The sequence below is a fragment of the Streptomyces sp. NPDC043427 genome (assembly GCF_056436655.1).
Window position 1 is genome coordinate 184,983 of the sequence record NZ_JBWKCC010000010.1, and the last position, 22,148, is coordinate 207,130.

General features: G+C 70.7%; 22 protein-coding genes and 2 pseudogenes. 13 read left to right on the forward strand and 11 right to left on the reverse strand.

The window, feature by feature from the left end; genetic code table 11:
- Positions 1-4 precede the first annotated feature (4 nt).
- The 3 genes from AC067M_RS19130 to AC067M_RS19140 all read right to left on the reverse strand — a co-directional run bounded on the left by AC067M_RS19130 (position 5) and on the right by AC067M_RS19140 (position 1,973).
- Positions 5-538 carry a MauE/DoxX family redox-associated membrane protein gene (locus tag AC067M_RS19130; protein WP_478698160.1) on the reverse strand — a complete coding sequence of 178 codons (534 nt, stop codon included), beginning with the start codon at positions 536-538 and terminating at the stop codon, positions 5-7.
- 97 nt (positions 539-635) lie between these two features.
- A complete protein-coding gene (locus AC067M_RS19135; protein ID WP_478698161.1) occupies positions 636-857 on the reverse strand; it encodes a hypothetical protein in 222 nt (73 codons plus the stop codon).
- Between the two features lie 105 nt (positions 858-962).
- The gene (locus tag AC067M_RS19140) at positions 963-1,973 is read right to left on the reverse strand and encodes an AraC family transcriptional regulator (RefSeq protein WP_478698162.1); all 1,011 of its coding nucleotides are present in this window, start codon (positions 1,971-1,973) and stop codon (positions 963-965) included.
- 277 nt (positions 1,974-2,250) lie between these two features.
- On the opposite strand from AC067M_RS19140, the pseudogene AC067M_RS19145 reads away from it, so the two are divergent.
- Positions 2,251-2,705, forward strand: a pseudogene (locus tag AC067M_RS19145) (TerB family tellurite resistance protein); the annotation flags it as partial.
- Positions 2,706-2,973: 268 nt separating this feature from the next.
- Here AC067M_RS19145 and AC067M_RS19150 read toward each other — a convergent pair.
- On the reverse strand, positions 2,974-3,219 hold the full coding sequence (locus tag AC067M_RS19150; protein ID WP_478698163.1) for a hypothetical protein: 246 nt from the start codon (positions 3,217-3,219) through the stop codon (positions 2,974-2,976).
- Positions 3,220-3,935: 716 nt separating this feature from the next.
- Between AC067M_RS19150 and AC067M_RS19155 the strand changes: the two genes are divergently transcribed.
- Entirely contained in the window at positions 3,936-4,658 is a 723-nt protein-coding gene (locus AC067M_RS19155; protein WP_478698164.1) for an AraC family transcriptional regulator, read from the forward strand.
- 282 nt (positions 4,659-4,940) lie between these two features.
- Positions 4,941-5,753, forward strand: a complete 813-nt coding sequence (locus AC067M_RS19160; RefSeq protein ID WP_478698165.1) for an IS5 family transposase — start codon at positions 4,941-4,943, stop codon at positions 5,751-5,753.
- On the opposite strand, the pseudogene AC067M_RS19165 reads toward AC067M_RS19160, so the two are convergent.
- Both AC067M_RS19165 and AC067M_RS19170 read right to left on the reverse strand, forming a co-directional pair.
- Positions 5,728-6,173: pseudogene (locus tag AC067M_RS19165) on the reverse strand (hypothetical protein). The gene AC067M_RS19160 and the pseudogene AC067M_RS19165 overlap by 26 nt on opposite strands.
- A gap of 196 nt (positions 6,174-6,369) precedes the next feature.
- Positions 6,370-7,095 carry an ANTAR domain-containing response regulator gene (locus AC067M_RS19170; protein WP_478698166.1) on the reverse strand — a complete coding sequence of 242 codons (726 nt, stop codon included), beginning with the start codon at positions 7,093-7,095 and terminating at the stop codon, positions 6,370-6,372.
- Between the two features lie 83 nt (positions 7,096-7,178).
- Here AC067M_RS19170 and AC067M_RS19175 point away from each other — a divergent pair, with 83 nt between their 5' ends.
- A complete protein-coding gene (locus tag AC067M_RS19175) occupies positions 7,179-8,300 on the forward strand; it encodes a GAF domain-containing protein (protein ID WP_478698167.1) in 1,122 nt (373 codons plus the stop codon).
- 9 nt (positions 8,301-8,309) lie between these two features.
- Here AC067M_RS19175 and AC067M_RS19180 read toward each other — a convergent pair whose 3' ends face one another.
- Positions 8,310-9,104, reverse strand: a complete 795-nt coding sequence (locus tag AC067M_RS19180; RefSeq protein ID WP_478698168.1) for an RNA polymerase sigma factor SigF — start codon at positions 9,102-9,104, stop codon at positions 8,310-8,312.
- Between the two features lie 254 nt (positions 9,105-9,358).
- Here AC067M_RS19180 and AC067M_RS19185 point away from each other — a divergent pair, with 254 nt between their 5' ends.
- Positions 9,359-11,161: a thiamine pyrophosphate-requiring protein gene (locus AC067M_RS19185; RefSeq protein ID WP_478698169.1), complete on the forward strand. Its 1,803-nt coding sequence runs from the start codon at positions 9,359-9,361 to the stop codon at positions 11,159-11,161.
- On the opposite strand, the gene AC067M_RS19190 is transcribed toward AC067M_RS19185, so the two are convergent.
- A complete protein-coding gene (locus AC067M_RS19190) occupies positions 11,109-11,300 on the reverse strand; it encodes a hypothetical protein (RefSeq protein WP_478698170.1) in 192 nt (63 codons plus the stop codon). The genes AC067M_RS19185 and AC067M_RS19190 overlap by 53 nt on opposite strands.
- 177 nt (positions 11,301-11,477) lie before the next feature.
- Between AC067M_RS19190 and AC067M_RS19195 the strand changes: the two genes are divergently transcribed.
- From AC067M_RS19195 to AC067M_RS19215, 5 genes are read left to right on the forward strand one after another with little or no spacing between them, the layout of a single operon-like run.
- Complete coding sequence (locus AC067M_RS19195) at positions 11,478-11,879, forward strand: DUF2795 domain-containing protein (RefSeq protein ID WP_478698171.1); 402 nt, start codon at positions 11,478-11,480, stop codon at positions 11,877-11,879.
- Between the two features lie 23 nt (positions 11,880-11,902).
- On the forward strand, positions 11,903-12,310 hold the full coding sequence (locus tag AC067M_RS19200) for a CBS domain-containing protein (RefSeq protein ID WP_478698227.1): 408 nt from the start codon (positions 11,903-11,905) through the stop codon (positions 12,308-12,310).
- Positions 12,307-12,963 (forward strand): diguanylate cyclase, encoded by a 657-nt coding sequence (locus tag AC067M_RS19205; RefSeq protein ID WP_478698172.1) that lies wholly within the window; start codon positions 12,307-12,309, stop codon positions 12,961-12,963. Before AC067M_RS19200 ends, AC067M_RS19205 begins: the two co-directional genes overlap by 4 nt.
- A 19-nt stretch (positions 12,964-12,982) precedes the next feature.
- Complete coding sequence (locus tag AC067M_RS19210) at positions 12,983-13,525, forward strand: type 1 glutamine amidotransferase domain-containing protein (protein WP_478698173.1); 543 nt, start codon at positions 12,983-12,985, stop codon at positions 13,523-13,525.
- Positions 13,525-15,633 (forward strand): catalase, encoded by a 2,109-nt coding sequence (locus AC067M_RS19215; protein ID WP_478698174.1) that lies wholly within the window; start codon positions 13,525-13,527, stop codon positions 15,631-15,633. Before AC067M_RS19210 ends, AC067M_RS19215 begins: the two co-directional genes overlap by 1 nt.
- A gap of 54 nt (positions 15,634-15,687) precedes the next feature.
- Here AC067M_RS19215 and AC067M_RS19220 read toward each other — a convergent pair whose 3' ends face one another.
- Positions 15,688-16,017 carry a DUF6158 family protein gene (locus AC067M_RS19220; RefSeq protein ID WP_478698175.1) on the reverse strand — a complete coding sequence of 110 codons (330 nt, stop codon included), beginning with the start codon at positions 16,015-16,017 and terminating at the stop codon, positions 15,688-15,690.
- 56 nt (positions 16,018-16,073) lie between these two features.
- Between AC067M_RS19220 and AC067M_RS19225 the strand changes: the two genes are divergently transcribed.
- Positions 16,074-17,177: a baeRF2 domain-containing protein gene (locus AC067M_RS19225; RefSeq protein WP_478698176.1), complete on the forward strand. Its 1,104-nt coding sequence runs from the start codon at positions 16,074-16,076 to the stop codon at positions 17,175-17,177.
- Positions 17,178-17,302: 125 nt separating this feature from the next.
- Here AC067M_RS19225 and AC067M_RS19230 read toward each other — a convergent pair whose 3' ends face one another.
- Both AC067M_RS19230 and AC067M_RS19235 read right to left on the reverse strand, forming a co-directional pair.
- A complete protein-coding gene (locus AC067M_RS19230; protein ID WP_478698177.1) occupies positions 17,303-18,922 on the reverse strand; it encodes an ABC-F family ATP-binding cassette domain-containing protein in 1,620 nt (539 codons plus the stop codon).
- Between the two features lie 41 nt (positions 18,923-18,963).
- Positions 18,964-19,620, reverse strand: coding sequence for a histidine phosphatase family protein (locus AC067M_RS19235; protein ID WP_478698178.1), 657 nt, complete (start codon positions 19,618-19,620; stop codon positions 18,964-18,966).
- A gap of 92 nt (positions 19,621-19,712) precedes the next feature.
- Between AC067M_RS19235 and AC067M_RS19240 the strand changes: the two genes are divergently transcribed.
- Together AC067M_RS19240 and AC067M_RS19245 are read left to right on the forward strand one after the other, a co-directional pair.
- A complete protein-coding gene (locus tag AC067M_RS19240; RefSeq protein ID WP_478698179.1) occupies positions 19,713-21,206 on the forward strand; it encodes a phosphatase PAP2 family protein in 1,494 nt (497 codons plus the stop codon).
- Between the two features lie 121 nt (positions 21,207-21,327).
- A complete protein-coding gene (locus AC067M_RS19245) occupies positions 21,328-22,143 on the forward strand; it encodes a class I SAM-dependent methyltransferase (protein ID WP_478698180.1) in 816 nt (271 codons plus the stop codon).
- The last annotated feature ends 5 nt before the right edge of the window (positions 22,144-22,148 follow it).

The following is a 22,148-nucleotide window of genomic DNA, read 5'->3' on the forward strand; positions in this document are numbered from 1 at the left end:
GTTCTTACCCTTCTTGCCCAAGCGGCCGGAACAGCCGGGAGATGTCGTCGGTGAGCAGCGTCACGCCGGCGGCCGCGGCGCCGAACACGAGCGAGGTGGTCACGCCCGCGATTCCACCGGTGTCCCCGCCCGCCGTCAGCGCGCAGAGCACGCCGGTCAGCGAACCGGCCAGCAGGAACGCGTTCCTGACCAGATGCGCGGGGCCCACGGGGGCCGAGGAGGCCGTGCCGAAGCAGCGGCATGCCACCTGCTCGCCGCGCCGCACGGTCGCACCGATCGCCACGGAGAAGGCACTCAGCAGTCCGGTGGCGAGGACGAATCCGGCCAGGGACGTCATCGGCAACGCGAGCAGGATGGCGATCACCGCCTCTGTGGCGATCACCGCCACCGCTGTGGGCCCGGTGGGAAGGCGAGGAGCCAACGCCCGTACCGAGTCGGTAAATCCGCGAAATGCCTGTCGGCCTTTGAGCTTGCCCGCCACGGAGAGCACGAACACGAGGGCGATGAAGGCACGGCAGGAGATGAGAACATGGGCCATGGAGGGTTCACCTCTGGATGACGGCGTCGCGCCCCGCTATCACCGGGGCGCGACGCTTCGTTCATGTCACGTCACTGTGCCGACGTTCGGGCACGGCTCAGCAGTTGTCGGAGTCCATGCAGCCTGTCTGCGACCAGTAGGACGAGCCGTCGCTGCACTTCCAGTAGAGGTCTTCCTTCCACCACCAGAAGGAGCAGTGCGGGTTGCAGAACCTCTGCTCGATCCAACAGCCATTGGCACCGGACGATGTGGCGTGCGCGGCCTGACTCGGAACGATGTGGCTCAGCAGCTTGTCGGCAACAGCGGTAAGAGTGCTCATGGTCTCTCCTCCCGTATCTGTGTGTATCGGCCGGAACCCCGACCGGTCGGGTCCGGGTGGACCCGTTCCTGTGAAAGGAACGCTAGGCGCACGGCAGTTGGCGAACTATCCACAGGCTGATCGGATCCGAGCGGTTTCCGGATAGCCACGAAGGCCGGCCGTCCTCGACGGCGCCGTGCCGTAGGTGGCCTTGTAGAACGCGGCGAAGCGTCCGAGATGGACGAACCCCCAGCGCAGCGCCACGTCGGTGACCGTGCCGTCGTCCCGGCCCTCGGCGATCGCGAGCAGGTCCCGGTGGGCGCTGTCGAGCCTGACCCTGCGCAGGTACATCAGAGGGGTGGTTCCGAGGTGGGCACGGAAGGCGGCCCTCAGCGCCGGGACGCTCAGCCTCGAGGCGAGCGCCATGTCGGCGGTGGACAGCGGTTCGCCGGCGTGCTCCTCGCAGTACGTCATCGCCCGGCGCAGTGCGCTCGGCAGTGCGGCGTGCCGGGAGAAACGCCGCAGGGATTCGCTGAGGCTGCTGGGCTGGCTGTCCAGCAGCCCGTGCACCAGCAGCTGTTCGAAGTGACGCGTCCCGAGCGGCGAGCAGGCGAGAAGCCCGCTCTTCATCGCCTCGGCATAGGCGTGCAAAGTGCGCAACCAGGCTCGTGAGCCGGGACATCGGATGTCGATGGCGGGCGTGAACCGGACCGGGACACCCTGGTCGACGGTGATGCCGCGCAACTCGACAGCCCGGTCGAGAACCGGTCGCGGGATGCGCAGGATCATCATGTCGCTGTCGTGGGAACGACGGATTTCCAGCCGCTGTCCCGGGCTGACGACGTCCTGCGCGCTGGCCACGGGCTCTCCGTCGACGACCAGACTGCTGCGACCGGCCAAGGGGATGTGGATCAGATACAGGCCCTGTTGCGCGACGGGGCGTATCTCCACATCGGCCCCGTGGCCCAAGTGATAAAGAGCCATGTCACCTTCCGAGTTACTCATCCGGAAGCGGGCCGGCCCGGTCTCCTTCCCGAGCAGTCTCAGCCGGTGCGGGGCCAACTCGGCGGCCACGACCTCGTGCATGCGCGCCAGGTCACACCCCTCGTACAGGACGGACTCCGGGACGTTCTCCACTCGTACTCCTTGATCGGTGATACGGAAGCAAGCTGGCATCCGGCAAGGCGGACGGCGCGGCAGGTCGGCCGGCGACGGCCGAGCGTGCGCGGGGCGCGCGCCTGGACCGGGACCAAGGGCCACGCGATGAAGGCGAAGGCCCACGTGATGAATCAGCAACGTCCAGGCCCACTGGTCCCGGGGGTGCTGACGGGGCAACAGAGACGTGACTGACATCACGCCCGCGCGGCAATGCTGCCGGAGCGTAACGGAAATGCGAGGTGCGGGCAGATCGAGCACGACCGCACCGTTCTTCGCGATGCACCGGGACGTGCAGACGGTCACACTCGCCGTGCTGACCGCAGGCGGCACCTCATCCCGCCCCATGCCGGACACTGCGGTAGCCACCGTGTACGCGCCGGGGCTCGACAACTACACCGAGAACCGTTTCGTGGCCCTCAACGAAGGACTGCCTCTCGACACGGATCGCTTCACGCCCCACGCCGATCCGTCCGGCGGGGCTCTCGTGGTCGAACTGGTGGAGGCGCTGGAGCCGCTGGCCCCCACCTGGCCCCATCAGGTCGTGAATCGATCCTGCTGCGAAGGGCGCGTATCGCGCTCGCGGACGGGCCGTACAGCCCGGCTGAACGTCAGATCCTGATCACGGTCGGTCCTCCCCTACAGTTGTGCGCCGACGACACCGAGCGGCTGCTGGCGGCGGCTCCGAACACCGTGTGGTGGTGGTGCACGTAAGTACCCCTGCCGTTACCGCCGGGGCCGGCACCAGAGAGGCACGTTTCCCGCTCTTCCCGAGCGACAGGATCAACCGGCTGAAGGACTGGCGCGGTATCGCCACACGCTTCGCAAGACGCCCGAGAGCTACCTCGCCGGCCTCGGACTTTGTGCCTCGATTGATCCGACTCCATCGCTGCCCTCCCTCGACTCGATGGTGGTCTCACCGAAGGGACGGAGCGGCGCCCAACCCCGTATGAGCCCCGGCACCGCACCGTCCCGCCGCGCGTCAGCAGACCGGCACGCCCGGAACCTGGTTTTCCGGTGCGCTGAAACAGATGTTGCTCATGTAGCCGCCGTACTGGGGCAGACAGGCCCACCAGCCGTTGGCGTAAGGCGGCACGCTGACCTGCCGGCCGCGCTTCTGACAGCCGACCAGGACGTCGACGCCGGCGGGCAGTGTGGTGACCGGGCCGGACGTGGTCGTCGCCTGCCCCTGCGTACGGACACGGACCGCGCTGGAGATCTCTTGCAAGCCGCCGATTGAGCACGACAACACACAGGCGCTAATCCGGCACGGGGCGGCGGGCCGCTCACGGTGGGCGAGTAACTGTTGGCGACTTCGGCTCGCGCGGCGCTCTCTTGTTCACTTTGTGCTATCTCATCCTCTGGAGGGTATGGCCCGTGACTAGTGCTGTGACCGGAAAGGTTTGCCGGAAAGCTCGCGGCGTCCGGTGCGGTGCATCGCAAGGCGGAGCATCGCCCGCGTACTGGATGTACTCGGGTGATGCGACAACGCGGCGAGGTGCCGTGCCGGGCGTCGCGAGCCGGTGAACCTTTCCGGTCGCAGCACTAGGTACGCCCTTGGGGTGTTTTGGAAGGCCAGTGCGGTGCCCGCGGTGTCGTGTGCGTGCCCTCGGCGTGCCGGACGAAGGGCCTCATAGCGGAGCTACTTGGCCCTTGGCCGGTGCGGCGAGGGTTTTGTGCCGGGCGCCGGGTGCTGTGCGGGACTTTCACACCCCCTAGCCTCGGGGCCTACTGGTCCGAAGTCTTGTACGAAAGCGCAACGGCAACGGAGGCAGAGCAGCAGTGATCGAACCGATCGACCAGGGCGAGCACTTCGGCCCTCCCGCGGCGCCCCTGCACGGCAGCGTCATCCGATACCGCGGCCATCGGATGACGGGCCCGAGACCTCCGAGGGTCACACTGCCCTCGGCCACTGTGACCCTGCTCCTTGCGTGGGGGCACCCCTTGAGCATCCACAGCAGGCGGGATCCAGGTGAGCCCCTGAGTCAGTGGCCGGCGATGGTTGCGGGCCTGCAGACGCATGCGATGCTGGCGGGATTCCGCGGAGCCGGTTCCGCAGTCGAGATCGAACTCACTCCGCTCGGCGCGCACCGATTACTGGGCGTACCGCTGCATCATCTGGCGAAGACGGTCGTCAACCCGGACGAGATCATGGGAGCCGACTGGAGCGCAGACGCCACCGAGGCCCTGGCAGCCGCGCCGGGCTGGCCCCAGCGCTGGAGGATCCTGGACACACTGCTCACCAGGCGACTCACCGCCGCCCCGCCGCCGCCCCCGGTGATTGCCGCGACCTGGAGCCTCCTGCGGGACCGCGGTGGCGCCGTCTCTCTTCGCGACCTGACGGAAGCCACTGGCCTCGGCGCACGCCGTGTACAAGGTCTCATGCGCGAGCACATCGGCCTGCCGGCCCAGACCGTCTCGCGCATACTGAGGTTCCACCGCACCCTGGACGTGGCATGGAACGGTCGCCACTCTCTCGCCGAACTGGCAGCGCTAGGGGGTTACCACGACCAGGCACACATGACCCGAGACCTCCGCGCGTTCACTGGCCAGACGCCCCGAGAACTACTCGGCGTCATGAAACAGGCGCGGGCGCGGCAAACAACCGGACATATCAAGCCGTTCAACGACTTCGGCCTACGAGGCCTGACCAGCCCCATGGTTTGAGCTTCGCACTGAGAAGCCATCCGCTTACCGATCGACGGGCTTGTCTGGTCGAACAAGGGTCCTCATCGGGTGATCGCGGTGAAGCCGGTGCATGAAGGCAGGGCCTCGCGGTAGCTCGGGGTTGTCGAAGCCAACGAGCTGTTCCGGGAGGCCCTGTTGCCGCAGTCTTTCGCGCTCGCGTGTGTGGAGTCCAACTCGGGTTCTCCGTCGTGTGACTGCCTCGCGCATAGGTTCGGCAATGCGGCCGACGGCCCAGAGCACGCCCCTTGCTACGGCTCGGACATGACGGAGGCGGAATGGCAGATTGTCCGGGCTGTGCTGCCCGTTCCGGCCTGGCTGGAAGGGCGGGGCGGCCGCCCGGAGGGGTATTGCCACCGGCAGATGATCGATGCGGTCCGCTACGTCGTGGACAACGGCGTCAAGTGGGCGAACCTGCCCTGCGACTTCCCACCGTTCAAGCGGGTGCACGCCTTCGCCCGCCGCTGGCAGATCCAGGGCCTGCTCACCGAACTCCACGACCGGCTGCGTGACCGTGTCCGGCAGAAGGAGGGCCGCGCGGTGGACCCGACGGCGGCGATCGTGGACTCGCAGTCACTGCGGGCCGCGGCGAACATCCCCCGCTCGACGTCCTGCTGGGACGGCGGGAAGAAGGTGGCCGGCCGCAAGCGGCACCTGGTGGTCGACTGCCTCGGCCTGGTGCTGGTGGTGATGGTGACCGCGGCGAGCGTGCAGGACCGGGATGCGGCCGTGACGCTGCTCGAGCGGCTGCGCAAGCTGTACTTCTCCGTCCGCCTGGTCTGGGCCGACGGCGGCTATGCGGGCCGGCTCGTCGACTGGGCGGCCGAGAAGCTCCAGCTCGCCCTCGACATCGTCAAACGTTCCGATGCCACCACCGGTTTCGTGGTGCTCCCGCGCAGGTGGGTCGTGGAGAGAACGTTGAGCTGGCTGATGCGCTCGCGCCGCCTGGTGCGCGATGTCGAGACGCTGCCCGCCATGCACGAGGCCATGGTGCTGTGGTCGATGACCATGCTCATGAGCAGTCGCCTGGCCGGACGCCGCCCAGGCGCCTTCAGCCGGCCGGTGCGAGCGCGGTGAACACGCCGGGCCGCACCTGCCGGGCCCATCCCCGCTCCACCAGGCGTTTCGCCTTCGACCGCAGTCCCTCGACCTTCGCCGGGACCGCCTCCTAGCCCGAGGGCAGTGGCCAGCTGCTGGCAGCGCATGCCCTCCTGGCCCGCTTCCGACTCCAGCACCGACACGATCCGCTGGTAGTCCGGCGCCAGCACCCGACGCATCCATGCCCTCGGCCCGGTGCGGCACCACTGATCCCACCACCGCGCTCCCGGGCTCCGCGACAACACAAGACGGCTCGGCCAGCACCTCAGCCACCGTTGCTCGGGCATCCACCAGCCGCTGAAGCGCAGCTTCCGCCTCATCGAGCGCAGCCCGCAACCGCGCCACCTCCTCCCGGACCTTCTTCTCCCGAGCCTCCAGCAGACCGAGCACCGACGGCACCAGCCACCTCCACGAGCGACGCGAGCGGACCAACCATGCCCATCTCTCCCGTCACACAGCGAAGTTCATGCCCACCACAGCCGAACCAACCGATCACGTTCGGAAAGCGGATGGCTTCTCAGCCCAGGACCGCTCCGACCACGCCCAGCTCTTGACCACTCTGGCCAACCCCAGCCGACCACCACCCCGCCCGGCCTCAGTTCAACAACGCCGCCAGGTCCCGCTCCAACCCCCTCCCCCGTCTGCCCACCACCGCCGACGCGACGTCGAACAGTTTGCGGTTGGAGTCCTGCGACACGCGGCGCAGGACGCCGAAAGCCGTGTCGGGGTCGCAGCCGAGGGCGTGCATGACGATGCCGCAGGCCTGGTCGACCACGGGACGGGAGCGCAGGGCCGTGCCGAGTTGGTCGAGTTCGGTGAGGGCGGCGCGGTAGGAGCGGTCGCGGATGAGGCAGGTCGCTGTGACGTCACCGAGCGCTCGCGCGGGCCCGTGCGGTACGTCCGTGAGCGCGCCCGGGCGGAAGCTGTAGAGGCTGAGGGTGATCGTGAGGTCCCGGCGCCGGAACGGCAGGGTCACGCTGGAGCGAATCCCGGAGTCGAGCGCCACGGCGCGGTATTCCGGCCAGCGTTCGTCACGCAGCAGATCCGCGCTGTCCACGGGCGCTCCGCGGTCGAGCGCGGCCGGGATCGGCCCCTCGCCGCTGCGCAGTTGCACGGCGACGAGCGGGCCGAGGTCGGGATGGGTGACGGTCGCGTGCCGCTCGGGGCTGCCCTCGGCCACCATGCTGCTCGCCCCGCAGCAGTCGGTGGTGCAGCGCACGGCCTGTTCGACGAGTTCCGACAACCGTCGCCCCGGCAGGGCCGATTCGGGGGACTCGGTCCCTTCGGTCTCCCACCGGCCAGGACCTTCCCTGTCCGACATGCCGCTCCCCTCCTCTCCACCGCCCTTCGTCTGTCCCGCGCCTTCCCGACACCCCACGAAGGAAACCGGGTTAGGTTCGTCGTATGAAGCAGACGGACGAATTCGGTGAGGAACTCGCGGACTTCGTCCGACGGGTCGCGGAACTCAAGGCGGCACGGTCGGTGTCGGCGGGCGACCTGCCGACCGTTCTCGACGCGGCGATCTTCGAACTCGACCATGTGGCAGGCCAGTTGTGGCCGTGGTACGAGCGGTTGTCCACGGCGGGCCCGCACCGCACCGCTCCCCCCGACCGTCAGGAGCAGCAGTTGCTGCGGGCGGTGTTCCAACGCGTACCCGTGCCCGTCGCGCTGGTGGACCGCGAGACCGTGGTACGCCGACTGAACCCCGCCGCGACCGCCCTCACCCAGGCTCGGGCGGGTTACGCGACGGGCCGCCCGCTGACGGGGCTCCTGGCTCACGCCGACCGCGCGGCGTTCCGTTCGCAGACCGCCGCCGTGGCGCGCGGCGAGGGCGACCGCAGCCTCATCGTCCACCTGCAGCAACGCCCGTCCGTGCCGGTGCACGCCTCCCTCGCCGCCGTACATCCGCCCGGCGAGCCCCGCTCCGCGGTCCTCGTGGTGCTCCAGCCGGCCGGGCGCCAGGCACCGACCACACCCGAAGCACCGTCGCTCCAGGCCCCGGACCTGGGCGAGGCCACCCGTCACGCGGCCCTGATGGACCTCCTGGACGCGATGACCACGGCCCTGCTGACCGCCCGTCACGACGCCCCGGGCGCGGTCCTGGAAAGAGCGGCCCGCGTTCTGCACGGCCGTTTCGCCGACTGGGTCGTCGCCGACGCGGGATCCCCAATCAGGCTCTCCCGCACGGCGACGTTCGCCCCTTCGGAGCAGGAGGCGGCCGCGCTGGAAGCCCAGGACCCGGCCGACAGCCCCCTCGTCCTCGAAACGGCCCGCAGCGGTATCACGTCCCTGCAGATCCGCCCTGAGGACCCCAAGTCCTTCGGCCAGGACGCGACCGGAACGCCGCTTCTGGTGGCGGCCGACGTGACGTCCCTCGTGTGCATCCCGCTCAAGGCCGAGGAGGGTGTCCTGGGCGTACTGACCCTCTTCCGCTGTGGCCCCCGCCCCCCGTTCTCCCTGGCGGAGGCTCAGGCTCTGGACTCCATCGCCCGCCACATCTCACTGACGCTCACCAGATCGACGTGACCGGGACGCTCAGGCCACGTCGTGCATCACCTGGTCCCGCAGCCGGTCGCAGCACCGGCTGATCAGCCGGGACACGTGCATCTGCGAGATGCCCAACTGTTCAGCGATCTTGCTCTGCGTCATGTCGCCGAAGAACCGCATGTAGAGGATCGTCCGCTCCCGCTCGGGCAGCGCGGCGAGCCGCGGCTTGACGGCCTCCCGGTCCACGACCGTGTCCAGTGCCGGATCGGGCGAGCCGAGCGCGTCACTGAGGGAGTATCCGTCCTCGCTGCCCGGCAGTTCCGCATCGAGGGACAGCGCGGTGAAGCTCTCCAGCGCCTCCAGGCCGACCTTGACGTCCTCCTCGCTCATGTTCGCGTGTGCGGCGATCTCGGCGATGCTGGGCCGGCGGTCGGAGACGGACTGGGACAGTTCCTGGCAGGCGAACCGCACGCGGTTGCGCAGGTCCTGCACCCGGCGCGGTACATGCAGGGTCCACATGTGGTCGCGGAAGTGCCGCTTGATCTCACCGGTGACGGTGGGGACGGCGTAGCTCTCGAACGCGTTGCCGCGCTCGGGGTCGTAGCGGTCGACGGCCTTGACCAGGCCCAGGAAGGCGACCTGGCGGAGGTCCTCGTAGCTCTCGCCACGGCTGCGGAAGCGTCCGGCGAGCCGTTCGGCCATGGGCAGCCAGGCTTCGATGATCTGGTCCCGGAGGGTGTCGCGCTGCTGACCCGGGGGGAGCGTGGCGAGCTTGCGGAACGCCTCCGAGGTGTCGGGGGCGTCGTCGTGGGGGTGCTGCTTCACGCTCGCTCGGTTTCGCATGGTGCGTCGCATCTCCCTATGAAGGGTGCTCTGTGGACGGTCAGCGTGGGAGCGCGCGCAGCCCGGACAGATGGACCGGGGGCTGCAGAAAGCGCTGCGGAAAACGCCGCTTTCCCACGGACGTGCCTCCTGTCCGAAGCACTGATTCCGCGCCTGCCCCCCGCCCCTGCCCGCAAACACCCCCGCAGGTTTTCGGTTCGCGGCGGGGGTGACTCGGGACGTGCCAGGACGTACGTCACGACCGGGAGGTCCGTATGAGCACGAAGGTGTCCGACCACATCCTCGAACGCCTGCGCGAGTGGGGTGTGGAGAGTGTCTTCGGCTATCCGGGTGACGGCATCAACGGGCTGCTCGCGGCCTGGGGCCGGGCCGAGAACCAGCCGCGTTTCATCCAGTCGCGCCACGAGGAGATGTCCGCGTTCGAGGCGGTCGGCTACGCCAAGTTCAGCGGCCGTCTGGGGGTGTGTACGGCGACGTCCGGGCCCGGCGCGATCCACCTCCTCAACGGCCTGTACGACGCGAAGCTGGACCACGTCCCGGTGCTCGCGATCGTCGGCCAGACGCATCGCACGGCGATGGGCGGCTCGTACCAGCAGGAGGTGGACCTGCACACGCTGTTCAAGGACGTCGCCTCCGACTTCGTGGAGACGGTGACGGTCCCCGAGCAGCTGCCGAACGTCCTCGACCGGGCGATCCGCACCGCGTACGCGCGCCGCGCCCCCACGGCGGTCATCATCCCCGGCGACGTGCAGGAGCTGGACTACTCGCCGCCCACGCACGAGTTCAAGATGGTGCCGTCCAGCCTGAACAGCAGCAAGTGGACCGCGGTGCCGGACGAGGAGTCCATCGAGCGGGCGGCGGAGATCCTCAACTCCGGTGACAAGGTGGCGATCCTGGTCGGCCAGGGCGCGGCCGGCGCGCGGCAGGAGGTGGAGCAGCTCGCCGAACTGCTCGGCGCGGGCGTCGCGAAGGCTCTGCTCGGCAAGGACACGCTGAGCGACGAACTGCCGTACGTCACCGGCTCGATCGGCCTGCTGGGCACCCGCCCGTCGTACGAGCTGATGCGCGACTGCGACACCCTGCTGACGATCGGCTCGTCCTTCCCGTACACGCAGTTCATGCCGGAGTTCGGCAAGGCGCGCGGGGTGCAGATCGACATCGACCCGCACATGATCGGGATGCGCTATCCGTACGAGGTGAATCTCGTCGGCGACGCGCAGGCGACGCTGCAGCGGCTGATCCCGATGATCCGGGGCGAGGAGCGCGGCCGCGAGTGGTACGACACGGTGTGCGACAACGTACGGCGCTGGCACGAGGTGATGGAGCGGCGGGCACAGCAGTCGGCCCACCCGATCAACCCGGAGTACGTGGCGCGCGCCCTGGATCCGCTGCTGCCGGGGAACGCGATCGTCACCTCGGACTCGGGGTCGGTGGCGAACTGGTACGCACGGCACCTGACGATGCGGCCCGGCATGCGCGGCTCGCTGTCGGGGACGCTGGCGACGATGGGCTGCGGGGTGCCGTACGCCATCGGTGCGAAGTTCGCCCATCCGGACCGGCCGGTGATCGCGCTGGTCGGGGACGGCGCGATGCAGATGAACGGGTTGGCGGAGCTGATCACGGCGGCGAAGTACCGGGACCTCTGGGAGGACCCGCGGCTGGTGTTCGCCGTGTGGAACAACCACGACCTCAATCAGGTCACCTGGGAGATGCGGGCCATGGAGGGCGCCCCGTCCTTCCTGCCCTCGCAGGAGCTCCCCGACGTGCAGTACGCGGCGTTCGCCCGCTCCCTCGGGCTGACCGGGGTACGGGTGGAGAAGCCGGAGGACGTCGAGGCGGGCTGGCGTACCGCGCTGGAGGCGGACGGCCCGGCGGTGGTGGAGTTCCTCACCGACCCGGCGGTGCCGCCGATCCCGCCGCACGCGACCTGGGACCAGATGGAGGCCACGGCCGCGTCGATCCTGAAGGGCGACGCGGACGGGGCCTCGATGGTGAAGCAGGGACTCAAGGCGAAGGTGCAGGAGTTCCTGCCGGGGCGGGAGAAGAAGCAGAAGTAGGCCGCGCCAGGGGCGGCGCGGGACGCGTCGCCTCCTCCTCGGCGGGTTTCTCGGCCGGCAGCAGCATCTCCTCGTAGCGGCCCAGTGCCAGCACGACGCCGAGCATCAGGACCGGGGTGATCACAGCGAGCAGCTCCATCGTCCGTCCTTCCCCAGGAGGTCCGTGGGGGGTGTGAGCCGGGTCTCCCTCGATCCGCCCGACAAACCCCGGGTTGATCCGTACGGGGGACCCCGTGCCGATCCGGCCGGTAATCCCCGTGTCGGCGTCCGCTCCTCGGGTACGCGGTGGCCCACCCCCGAAGCTCTGGAGGGAGAAATGCAGCGAGGCAGCGACCGGCTGAGCGTCCACCGGGACGAGGAAATGAAGCACGAACTGCAGGGGCTGCTCCGGTCTGGGCACCCCACGCGGACGGAGGAGTGGCACGACCCGGAGCCGACCGCCGACGACGACCCGGAGGTGTGGCGCGGCCCTGTGGCGCCGGGGAGTGCGCACGCCTCCCTGGAGTCGGTGCGTCTGGAGCTGGCCCGAGTCCTGGGCCGCAGCTCCTTCCCGGCGAGCCCGGGCGAGCTGACCGGCGTTCTGCGCAGCAAGAACGCTCCGGACGAGATGGTCGACGCGGTGCGGGACCTGCCGCGCTCGGCGCGCTACCCCAATGTGCAGGCCCTGGCGGAGGCGCTCACGACGCCCGGCCGGGGCGGGCAGGAGGGCTCGCGGTGAGGACGGAGTCCGTGCGCGACGTCATGACACCGGGCGTGATCACCGTGCGTCCCGGCGCCTCACTCGTCGAGGCGGCCCAGCTGATGCGGGCGCGGGACATCGGGGACGTCCTCGTCGCCGACGACTGGCGGGTCGTCGGGGTGCTCACCGACCGTGACATCACGGTGCGCGCGGTGGCCGAGGGTGTCGACCCGCTGGCGGTGTCCGCCGAGGCCGTGTGCAGCCCGCACCCGGTCGTGGTCGGCCCGGACGACTCGGCGGCCGCGGCGGTGGAGCTGATGCGGGAGCACGCGGTACGCCGGTTGCCGGTCGTCGAGGACGGCCGGCCCGTCGGCATCGTCAGCCTGGGCGACCTGGCGCTGGCGCGGGACCCGGACTCGGCGCTCGCCGACATCAGCCGGGCCGGCGCGGACAACCGGGGCCGCGCATGAGGCGGGACCAGGCCGCCGAGATCGCCGCGACCGGCACCAAGGTCGACGTCGGCGACGCCACGACGCGCTACCTGCTCTACGGGCTGCTGCCCAGCTGGTTCGTGCCGGGGCTCGCCGACTGGGCGATGCACAGGCGCACCCGCATCGAGGAGACGGCCGGGACGAAGGAGTCCCTGATCCACTCGCTGATGATGGCCGAGGTCGGTCTCCCGATCGCGCTCACCCTGCGCTACGAGGTCAACCCTCTGCTGCTGTCGTTGCAGCTGGCGGGGGCCGCGACGCACGAGGCGACCGCGCTGTGGGACGTACGTACGGCCGTGCAGAGCGACCGCGAGGTCAAGCCGATCGAGCAGCACATCCACAGCTTCCTGGAGTCGCTGCCGTTCGCCGCCCTGGCCTCGTTGATGTGCCTGCACGCCGACCAGGTGAAGTCCCTGGCGCGCGGCGGACGGGGCGATCCGGACGCCTGGCGTCTCGTGCCGCGCCGGCGCCCGCTGTCGCCCGGGTATCTCGCGGGGATCGCGGTGGCGATCGGCACGTGTGTGGCCCTGCCGTACGGCGAGGAGCTGCTGCGTTGCCTGCGCACCGCCCGCCGCAAGAAGAGGCACGCCAAGGGTGACGCGGCCCGTTGGCGTGCACCGCAAGGCCGATGACCGAAAGGACGTGAAGAACATGCGCATCGCATTCCTGGTGGCCCCCGAGGGCGTCGAACAGGTGGAACTCACCGATCCCTGGCAGGCCGCGAAGGACGCGGGCCACCAGCCGGTGCTGGTGTCCACGCAGTCGGGTGAGATCCAGGCCTTCAACCACCTGGACAAGGCGGACACGTTCCCCGTGGACGAGGTCGTCGGCGAGACGGCGGCCGACTCGTTCGGCGGCCTTGTCCTGCCGGGCGGGGTGGCGAACCCGGACTTCCTGCGCACGGACGAGAAGGCCGTCGCGTTCGTGCAGGCCTTCTTCGAGCGGGGCCGCCCGGTCGCCGCGATCTGCCACGCCCCGTGGACGCTGGTCGAGGCGGACGTCGTACGGGGCCGGGTGCTGACCTCGTGGCCGAGCCTGCGGACGGACATCCGCAACGCGGGCGGCTCCTGGGTGGACGAGCAGGTGCAGATCTGCGACCACGGACCGAACAAGCTGGTCACCAGCCGCAAGCCGGACGATCTGAAGGCGTTCTGCGAGGCGTTCCTCGACGTGTTCGCACAGGAGGGCGCTTGATGACTGCTCCGGACGAGCGCAAGCAGGAGCAGCGCGAGGCCCACCGGGCGGCCGATCCGGCCGGCGGGCCGCTGACCACCGACCAGGGTGTGGTGGTCGACCACACCGACGACTCGCTGGCCGCCGGCGAGCGTGGTCCGACGCTGATGGAGGACTTCCACTTCCGGGAGAAGCTCACCCGCTTCGACCACGAGCGGATCCCGGAACGGGTGGTGCACGCGCGGGGCGCGGGCGCGTACGGCTACTTCGAACCGTACGAGTCCTGCGCGGAGTTCACCCGCGCGGCCTTCCTGCAGGATCCGTCGGTGCGCACGCCGGTGTTCGTGCGGTTCTCGACAGTGCAGGGTCCGAAGGGCTCGGCGGACACCGTGCGGGACGTGCGCGGCTTCGCGACCAAGTTCTACACGTCGGAGGGCAATTACGACCTGGTCGGGAACAACTTCCCGGTCTTCTTCATCCAGGACGGCATCAAGTTCCCCGACTTCGTGCACGCGGTGAAGCCGGAGCCGCACAACGACATCCCCACCGGCGCGTCTGCGCACGACTCGCTGTGGGACTTCGTGTCGCTCCAGCCGGAGACGCTGCACGCGATCATGTGGCTGATGTCGGACCGGGCGATCCCGCGCAGCTACCGCATGATGCAGGGCTTCGGCGTGCACACCTTCCGCTTCGTGAACGCGGAGGGGAAGGGCACGTTCGTGAAGTTCCACTGGAAGCCGAAGCTGGGCGTGCACTCGCTGGTGTGGGACGAGGCGCAGGAGTGCCAGGGCCGCGACCCGGACTTCAACCGGCGTGACCTGTGGGACGCGATCGAGGCCGGTGAGTACCCGGAGTGGGAGCTCGGCGTCCAACTGGTGCCGGAGGAGGACGAGTTCTCCTTCGACTTCGACCTGCTCGACGCGACGAAGATCATCCCGGAGGAGCAGGTGCCGGTGCGGCCGATCGGCCGGATGGTGCTGAACCGCAACCCGGAGAACTTCTTCGCGGAGACCGAACAGGTCGCCTTCCACACCGCGAACGTGGTGCCGGGCATCGACTTCACCAACGATCCGCTGCTCCAGGCCCGCAACTTCTCCTACCTGGACACGCAGTTGATCCGGCTGGGCGGACCCAACTTCTCCCAGCTGCCGGTGAACCGGCCGGTGGCGCCGGTACGCAACAACCAGCGCGACGGCTACCACCAGAGCACGATCCACCGGGGCACGAACTACTTCCCCAACTCCCTCGGCGGCGGCTGCCCGGCCCACGCGGGCGGCGATCCCGAGGCCTACCGGCACTACGCCGAGCGGGTCGACGGCCGCAAGATCAGGCAGCGCAGCGAGAGCTTCAAGGACCACCACAGCCAGGCGGCGCTGTTCTGGAACAGCATGGCGGACTGGGAGAAGCAGCACATCGTCGAGGCGTTCCGCTTCGAGCTGGGCAAGGTCGACGCGCGCACGGTACGGGCCCGTACGGTGGAGGAACTGGCGAAGGTGGACGGCGAGTTGGCCGCCGCGGTGGCCCGGGGCGTCGGGGTGCCGGAACCCTCCGGGAGTCAGGCGGCGCACAAGCTCGCCTCCCCCGCCCTCAGCCTGGACGCGGAGTCACTGCACGGGGACGGCTCGATCCGCACCCGTCAGATCGCGGTGCTCGTCAGCGACGGGGTGGACGCCGAACAGGTCACCTCGGTGCGTGAGGCGCTCGCCGCGGAGGGGGCGATCGTGGAGGCGCTGGCGGACACGGACGGCACCGTGACGGGTGCCGACGGTGAGACGTATGCGGTCGACCGTGCACTGCCGACCGTCGCCTCCGTGTTGTACGACGCCGTCCTGGTGCCCGGCGGGCCGGTGGACACGCCGCCGACGGCTACCGATCCGGACGCGATGCGCTTCGTACGGGACGCCTACCGGCACGGCAAGCCCGTCGCCGCGCTCGGCTCCGGTGTGCGCGTGGTGGCGGCGCTGGAGCCCGAGGGGCTCGCGGTGTCGACCGAGTTCCACCGGGCGGTGAGCGACCGGGGTGTCGTGACGGACACCTCGCCCGGGGCGGCGAGCCCGGAGTTCATCCAGGCGTTCGTGGACGCGATCGCCCAGCACCGGCACTGGGACCGGCCGCCGGTGCGCGGCTGAACCACGACAGCCATCGGGCCACACCGGCTCGTACGGCGTGCGGCCCCGGCGGGTTCACTTCCCGCCGGGGCCGTTCGTCGCTCCCTCGCCGCCGGCTCCCCGGCCCCACTTGCCCACCAGTTCGTGCTGTTCCCTGCCGCGTTCGCGGGCGCCCTCGCGGGTGCGGCCCTGGGCGACGAAGCGGCGCGGGTTGCGGCGCAGGTACTCGCCCTCCAGTTGCGCCATGCGCTCGTTGTGGGCCCGCAACGCGTCGTTCGAGCCGTGCAGGAGGGTGTCGTGGCGCGTGCGGTGGATCGTCTCCAGCTCTTTCATGAGCTGCTGGTCGTCCAGCCGGTCGGGTTCGACTCCGGTCATCGTGATGTCCCGCTCGTCGTGTTCGTTCATGCGGTTCGGGTACCCGCCCGGGAGCACTACCCACGAGCGGCATCCGGGAGGGAGCCATGGATCTCGCTTTCCTGCATCCACTGTACGAACAATCCGGCCCTTGGGCCTCTGTATATGTCGACACCTCCCGCCACACGGAGAGCACCCCCCACGAACGACATCTCACCGCCGCCGCGCTGGCCCGGGAACTGGCCGGCCAGGGCGCCGACGACGCCACCTGCCGAGCCGTGGAGGACGCCGTGGAGGAACTGCGGCACTCCCCCGAGCCACACGGGCGGGCCCTGTTCGCCCGGGCGGGCCAGGTGGTCCTCGACCCGCCCCTGGCCAAGGCACCCCAGGGCAGCTGGGCCGAGTGGGCGCCGCTGCCCAGGGTCACCCCCCTGCTGGACCTGGCCGACCAGGAACCGATCTGCGTGGTGGCCTACGTCGACCGCAGGGGCGCCGACTTCGAGCTGCGCAGCGCGCTGGGCAGCCAGAAGGCCGGGTCGGTCACCGGACGGCAGTGGCCCATGCACCGCACGTCCACGACCGACTGGTCGGAGCGGCACTTCCAGCTGAAGGTGGAGAACACCTGGGAGCACAACGCGGCGGAGATCGCCGACGCGCTCACCGTCTGCCAGGAGGAGACGCGGGCCGACCTGCTGATCCTGGTCGGCGACGACCGGGAGCGACGGTCCGTGCACGATCGGCTGCCACAGCGGCTGCACGACCGCGTGGTCGAGCTGACCCACGGCACCGGCAGCAGGCTTCTCGACGAGGAGGTGGAGGAGGCCCGCGCCGAGCACGTGCGCCGGCGGACGCAGGCCGAACTGGAGCGGTTCCTGGCCGCCCGCGCCCCGGACGCCGAGGGGCAGGCCGGTGCGGTGGAGGGCGTGCCCGCGCTGGTCGAGGCGGCGCGTGAGCACCGTATCGACGAGTTGTTGATCCGCACGGACGGCCCGGACGCGCACCGCGAGGTGTGGATCGGTGAGGACCCGGACCAGCTCGCCGTACGCCGTACGGAGCTGAAGGCCCTCGGCGAGCAGCACTCGTGGGCGGCCCGCGCGGACGACGCGCTGGTGCGTTCCGCGGTGGCCACGGACGCGCCGGCCCTCTCGGTGCCCACGGCGTCGGACGAGGCTCCGGTCGGCGGCTTGGGAGCACTGCTCCGCTGGAAGTAACCGTGCCCGTCGTTCCCGGCCGCGGGTCCGTCGTGGCCCGTCGCGCCCGCGCGGCGGAGTCGCACGCGTAAGCAGCCCCGCAGGTGGGGCGCCCCGTGCGGGGCGCCCCACCTGCGGGGCGAAGACTAGCGGACCCGCTCCACCCGTCGTTCGTCCCAGACCGGCTCCGATGTCTCACGGACCCGGCCGTCGCTGCCGAAGACGAGGTAGCGGTCGAAGGAGCGGGCGAACCAGCGGTCGTGGGTGACGGCGAGGACCGTGCCCTCGAAGGCCTCCAGGCCCTCCTGGAGTGCCTCGGCGGACTCCAGGTCGAGGTTGTCGGTCGGCTCGTCGAGGAGCAGGGCGGTGACCCCCTGGAGTTCGAGCAGCAGGATCTGGAAACGGGCCTGCTGGCCGCCGGAGAGACGGTCGAAGCTCTGCTCGGCCTGCTGGGTCAGCTCGTAGCGGCGCAGCCGGGACATGGCCGCGCCCCGGTCCTGGGCGTGCTCCTTCCAGAGGATGTCCAGGAGGGTGCGGCCCTCCAGCTCGGGGTGCGCGTGGGTCTGGGCGAAGTGCCCGGGCACGACACGCGCTCCGAGCTTCCACTGTCCCGTGTGCGCCACGTCGTCGCCGGCGAGCAGACGCAGGAAGTGCGACTTGCCGGAGCCGTTGGAGCCGAGGACGGCGACGCGTTCGCCGTAGAAGACCTCCAGGTCGAAGGGTTTCATCAGGCCGGTCAGCTCGAGGCTCTGGCAGGTGACGGCGCGCACGCCGGTGCGGCCGCCCTTGAGGCGCATCTTGATGTCCTGCTCGCGCGGCGGCTCGGGCGGCGGTCCGGCCTCCTCGAACTTGCGCAGCCGGGTCTGCGCGGCCTGATAGCGGGACGCCATGTCCGGGCTGATGGAGGCCGCCTGACGGAGGTTCAGCACCAGCTTCTTCAGCTGCGCGTGCTTCTCGTCCCACCGCTTGCGCAACTCCTCGAAGCGGGCGAAGCGTTCACGGCGGGCGTCGTGGAAGGTGGCGAAGCCACCGCCGTGCACCCAGGCGTCGGCACCGGCGGGACCGGGCTCCACGGAGACGATCTTCTCGGCGGCACGGGCGAGGAGTTCGCGGTCGTGGGAGACGAACAGGACCGTCTTGCGGGTCTCCTTCAGCCGCTCCTCCAGCCACCGCTTGCCGGGCACGTCGAGGTAGTTGTCGGGCTCGTCGAGCAGCAGCACCTCGTCGGTGCCGCGCAGCAGCGCCTCCAGCACGAGCCGCTTCTGCTCACCGCCGGAGAGGGTACGGACCTCCCGGAACTGCGCCTTGTCGTACGGCACCCCGAGCGCGGCCATCGTGCACATGTCCCACAGCGTCTCCGCCTCGTACCCGCGCGCCTCCGCCCAGTCGGCCAGCGCCTGCGCGTACCGCAGCTGAGCGGCCTCGTCGTCGACGGTCATGATGGCGTGCTCCGCCTCGTCGACGGCCTTCGCGGCCTCACGGATGCGGGGCGGCGCGACGGACACGAGCAGGTCGCGTACGGTCGTCTCGTCCCGTACGGATCCCACGAACTGGCGCATCACGCCGAGCCCGCCGCCCACGGTGACGCTGCCGCCGTGCGGTTTCAGTTCGCCGGAGATCAGGCGCAGCAAGGTCGTCTTGCCGGCGCCGTTGGGTCCGACGAGCGCCACGACGGCGCCTTCGCCCACCCGGAACGACACATCGCCGAGCAGGGCCCTCCCGTCGGGGAGGTAGTACTCGAGGTGCGCGGCTTCCAGATGTCCCATGCAGCGCATTCTGAAGGTGCCCGGACCGGCCGGGCAAACTCTTATCCGCTGGTGTCCAGCGGCTGCCCTGCCGGGCCGCCCTCGCCCGCGAGGGCGACCGTCGCACCCGCCCACGACAGGGCCTTCCAGCCGTCGGACGGCGAGCCCTCCAGGACCACGACGCCGGTGTTGTCGAGGCGGTGGGCGGCGGCGAAGGGCACGTCGACGTTGTCCGCGCGGGCGGCCGACCACATGCGGATCGCCGCGCCGTGGCTGATCATGGCGACCGTCGCGGCCCCGCTCGCGGCGGCCTCCGCGACGACGGAGTCGTAGCGCGCGAGGACCTCGGCACCGCTCTCGCCGCCCGGCATCCGCCGTGCGGTGTCCCCGGCCGCCCAGGCGAACACGGTCCGCATGTAGAGCTCTCCCTGCTCCGACTCGCCGGGCTGCATCTCCAGGTCGCCCGCGGAGATCTCGCGGATGCCGTCCCGGACGAGGACGTCGAGGCCGCGGGCGGCGGCCAGCGGGGCGGCGGTGAGCTGGGTGCGGATCAGGGTGGAGGCGTAGAGGGCCTCGACGTCCTCACCGGCGAGGACCTCGGGGAGCTTCGCGGCCTGTTGTTCGCCGAGGGCGGTCAGGCCCGGTCCGGGCACGGCGGTGTCCAGGAGGTAGTCCACGTTCGTGGGGGTCTGGCCGTGGCGGACGAGCAGCAGACGCATGCGGTGATCCTCCGTGCTGTTGACGCCCCGGGCATGACACGGGGAGATGAAGCCCGGACAAGGAGCGGCCACTTCAGGGTACCCGCCACGGTATGAGCCCTGACGTCGACCTCACGGTCCCGCAACCCGGACCGCACCCCTTTCGCCGCCGCCTGCTCGCCCTGGACAACCAGGTGTTCGAGTTCGCCGCCGAGCGTCGCTGGCCCGGTGCCGAGCGCGTCCTGCCGCGGCTGAGCCGGAGCGCGAACCACGGTGTGCTGTGGTTCGCGACGGCGGCCGCGATGGCGGCGGTCCGCACGCCCCGGGCCCGCCGGGCGGCCGCCCGCGGGCTCGCCTCCCTCAGCCTGGCCTCGCTCACCATCAACACCCTCGGCAAGCGTTCGGTGCGCCGCCCCCGGCCCGTCCTGGACCCGGTGCCGCTGGTGCGCCGACTGAAGCGGCAGCCGATCACCACGTCGTTCCCCTCGGGGCACTCGGCGTCGGCGGCGGCCTTCGCGGCCGGCGTGGCCCTGGAGTCCCCGGCCTGGGGTGCGGTGGTGGCTCCGGTGGCGTTCTCGGTGGCGATGTCCCGCGTCTACACGGGCGTGCACTTCCCGAGCGACGTCCTCACGGGGGCCGCTCTGGGCGCGGGCGCCGCGTTCGCCGTACGGGCCATGGTGCCGACCCGCGCGCAGGTCGCACCGCCGGCCCGGCCCCGCACCGAGGTGCCGGCGTTGCCCGACGGCGCGGGTCTGGTGGTCGTCGCCAACACCGGCGCGGGCACCGCCGACCGGGTGCGGGCGCTGCGGGACGCGCTGCCGCTGGCGGAGGTCGTCGAGTGCGAACCGCGGGACGTGCGGGCCGAGTTGGAGAAGGCGGCGGCCCGCGCGCGGGTGCTCGGTGTGTGCGGGGGCGACGGCACGGTGAACACGGCCGCCGAGGTCGCCCTGCGCACCGGGCTGCCGCTGGCCGTCGCGCCGGGCGGCACCCTCAACCACTTCGCCCTCGACCTGAGCGTGGAGGACGTGCGGGACCTGGCCCGGGCCGTGCGGGGCGGCGAGGGCGTGCGGGTGGACCTGGGCCGGTTCATCTGCGGGGCCCGGCAGGGCGTCTTCCTCAACACATGCAGTCTGGGTGTGTATCCGGAGCTGGTGCGCGAGCGGGAGCGCTGGTCGGGGCGGATCGGGGGCTGGCCGGCCGGGGTGCTGGCGGCGCTGCGGGTGCTGCGCGCCGACCGTCATCCGCTGGAGGCCGAAGTGGGCGGCCGTGCCCACCCGTTGTGGATGCTGTTCGCGGGCAACGGCACGTACCACCGCATGGGTCTCGCCCCCGGTCGCCGTGTCGATCTGGCGGACGGGAAGCTGGACGTCCGGGTGGTGCACGGCGGGCGCAGGCCCGCGCTGCGGTTGTTCGCGGCCGCGGTCGCGGGTCCGCTGACCCGTTCCCCCGTGCATGCGGCGGTCCAGGTCGGCCGGCTCCGGCTGAACGACGTGGCGCCCGGCACGCTCCTCGCGCACGACGGCGAAGTCACCGAGGTGCAGGGCGACGTGACGCTGGAGAAGCTGCCGCAGGCTCTGACGGTGTACCGGCCCCTCGCACTGGGCTGACACTTCGTCAGTCCAAATGGCAAAACAAATGGTCTCAGCATTCGGCCGTCCGCGTACCGTGGAGCATGTCACCCGGACTCCCCCGGAGTCCGGGGTCCGGTACGAGGAGAAGGGCACAGCCATGCCGAAAGCCCGGGAGACCGCTGTCTACACGCACGGCCACCACGAGTCCGTACTGCGGTCGCACACCTGGCGGACGGCCGCCAACTCGGCGGCCTACCTGCTCGGCTCGCTCAAGCCCCATATGAAGATCCTGGACGTCGGCTGCGGTCCGGGCACCATCACGGCCGACCTGGCCGCCCTGGTGCCCGAGGGACACGTCACCGGCGTCGACCACGCGGAGGGGATCCTCGAGCGGGCGCGGGCCACGGCCGCGGAGCGGGGTCTGACGAACGTGGACTTCGCGGTCGCCGACGTCCATGCCCTGGACTTCCCCGACGACTCGTTCTGCGTGGTCCACGCCCACCAGGTGCTCCAGCACGTCGGCGACCCGGTGCAGGCGCTGCGCGAGATGCGGCGGGTCACCAAGCCCGGCGGGATCGTCGCGGTCCGCGACTCGGACTACGCGGCGATGACCTGGTACCCGGAGTCGGCGGGCATGGACGGCTGGCTGGACCTGTACCGCCGGGTGGCCCGCGCCAACGGCGGCGAGCCCGACGCCGGACGCCGGCTGAAGTCGTGGGCACTGAAAGCGGGGTTCACGGACGTCACGTCCACCTCCGGCACCTGGACGTTCGCCACAGCCGAGGAGCGGGAGTGGTGGAGCGGGCTGTGGGCCGACCGCACGCTGGCGTCGGAGTACGCGCGGCGGGCCACGGAGGGCGGCCACGCGAGCGAGGAGCAGCTGCGGGCCGTGTCGCGGGCGTGGCGGGAGTGGGGCCGGCGCGAGGACGGCTGGTTCAGCGTCCTGCACGGAGAGATCCTCTGCCGGAAGTAGCCCGC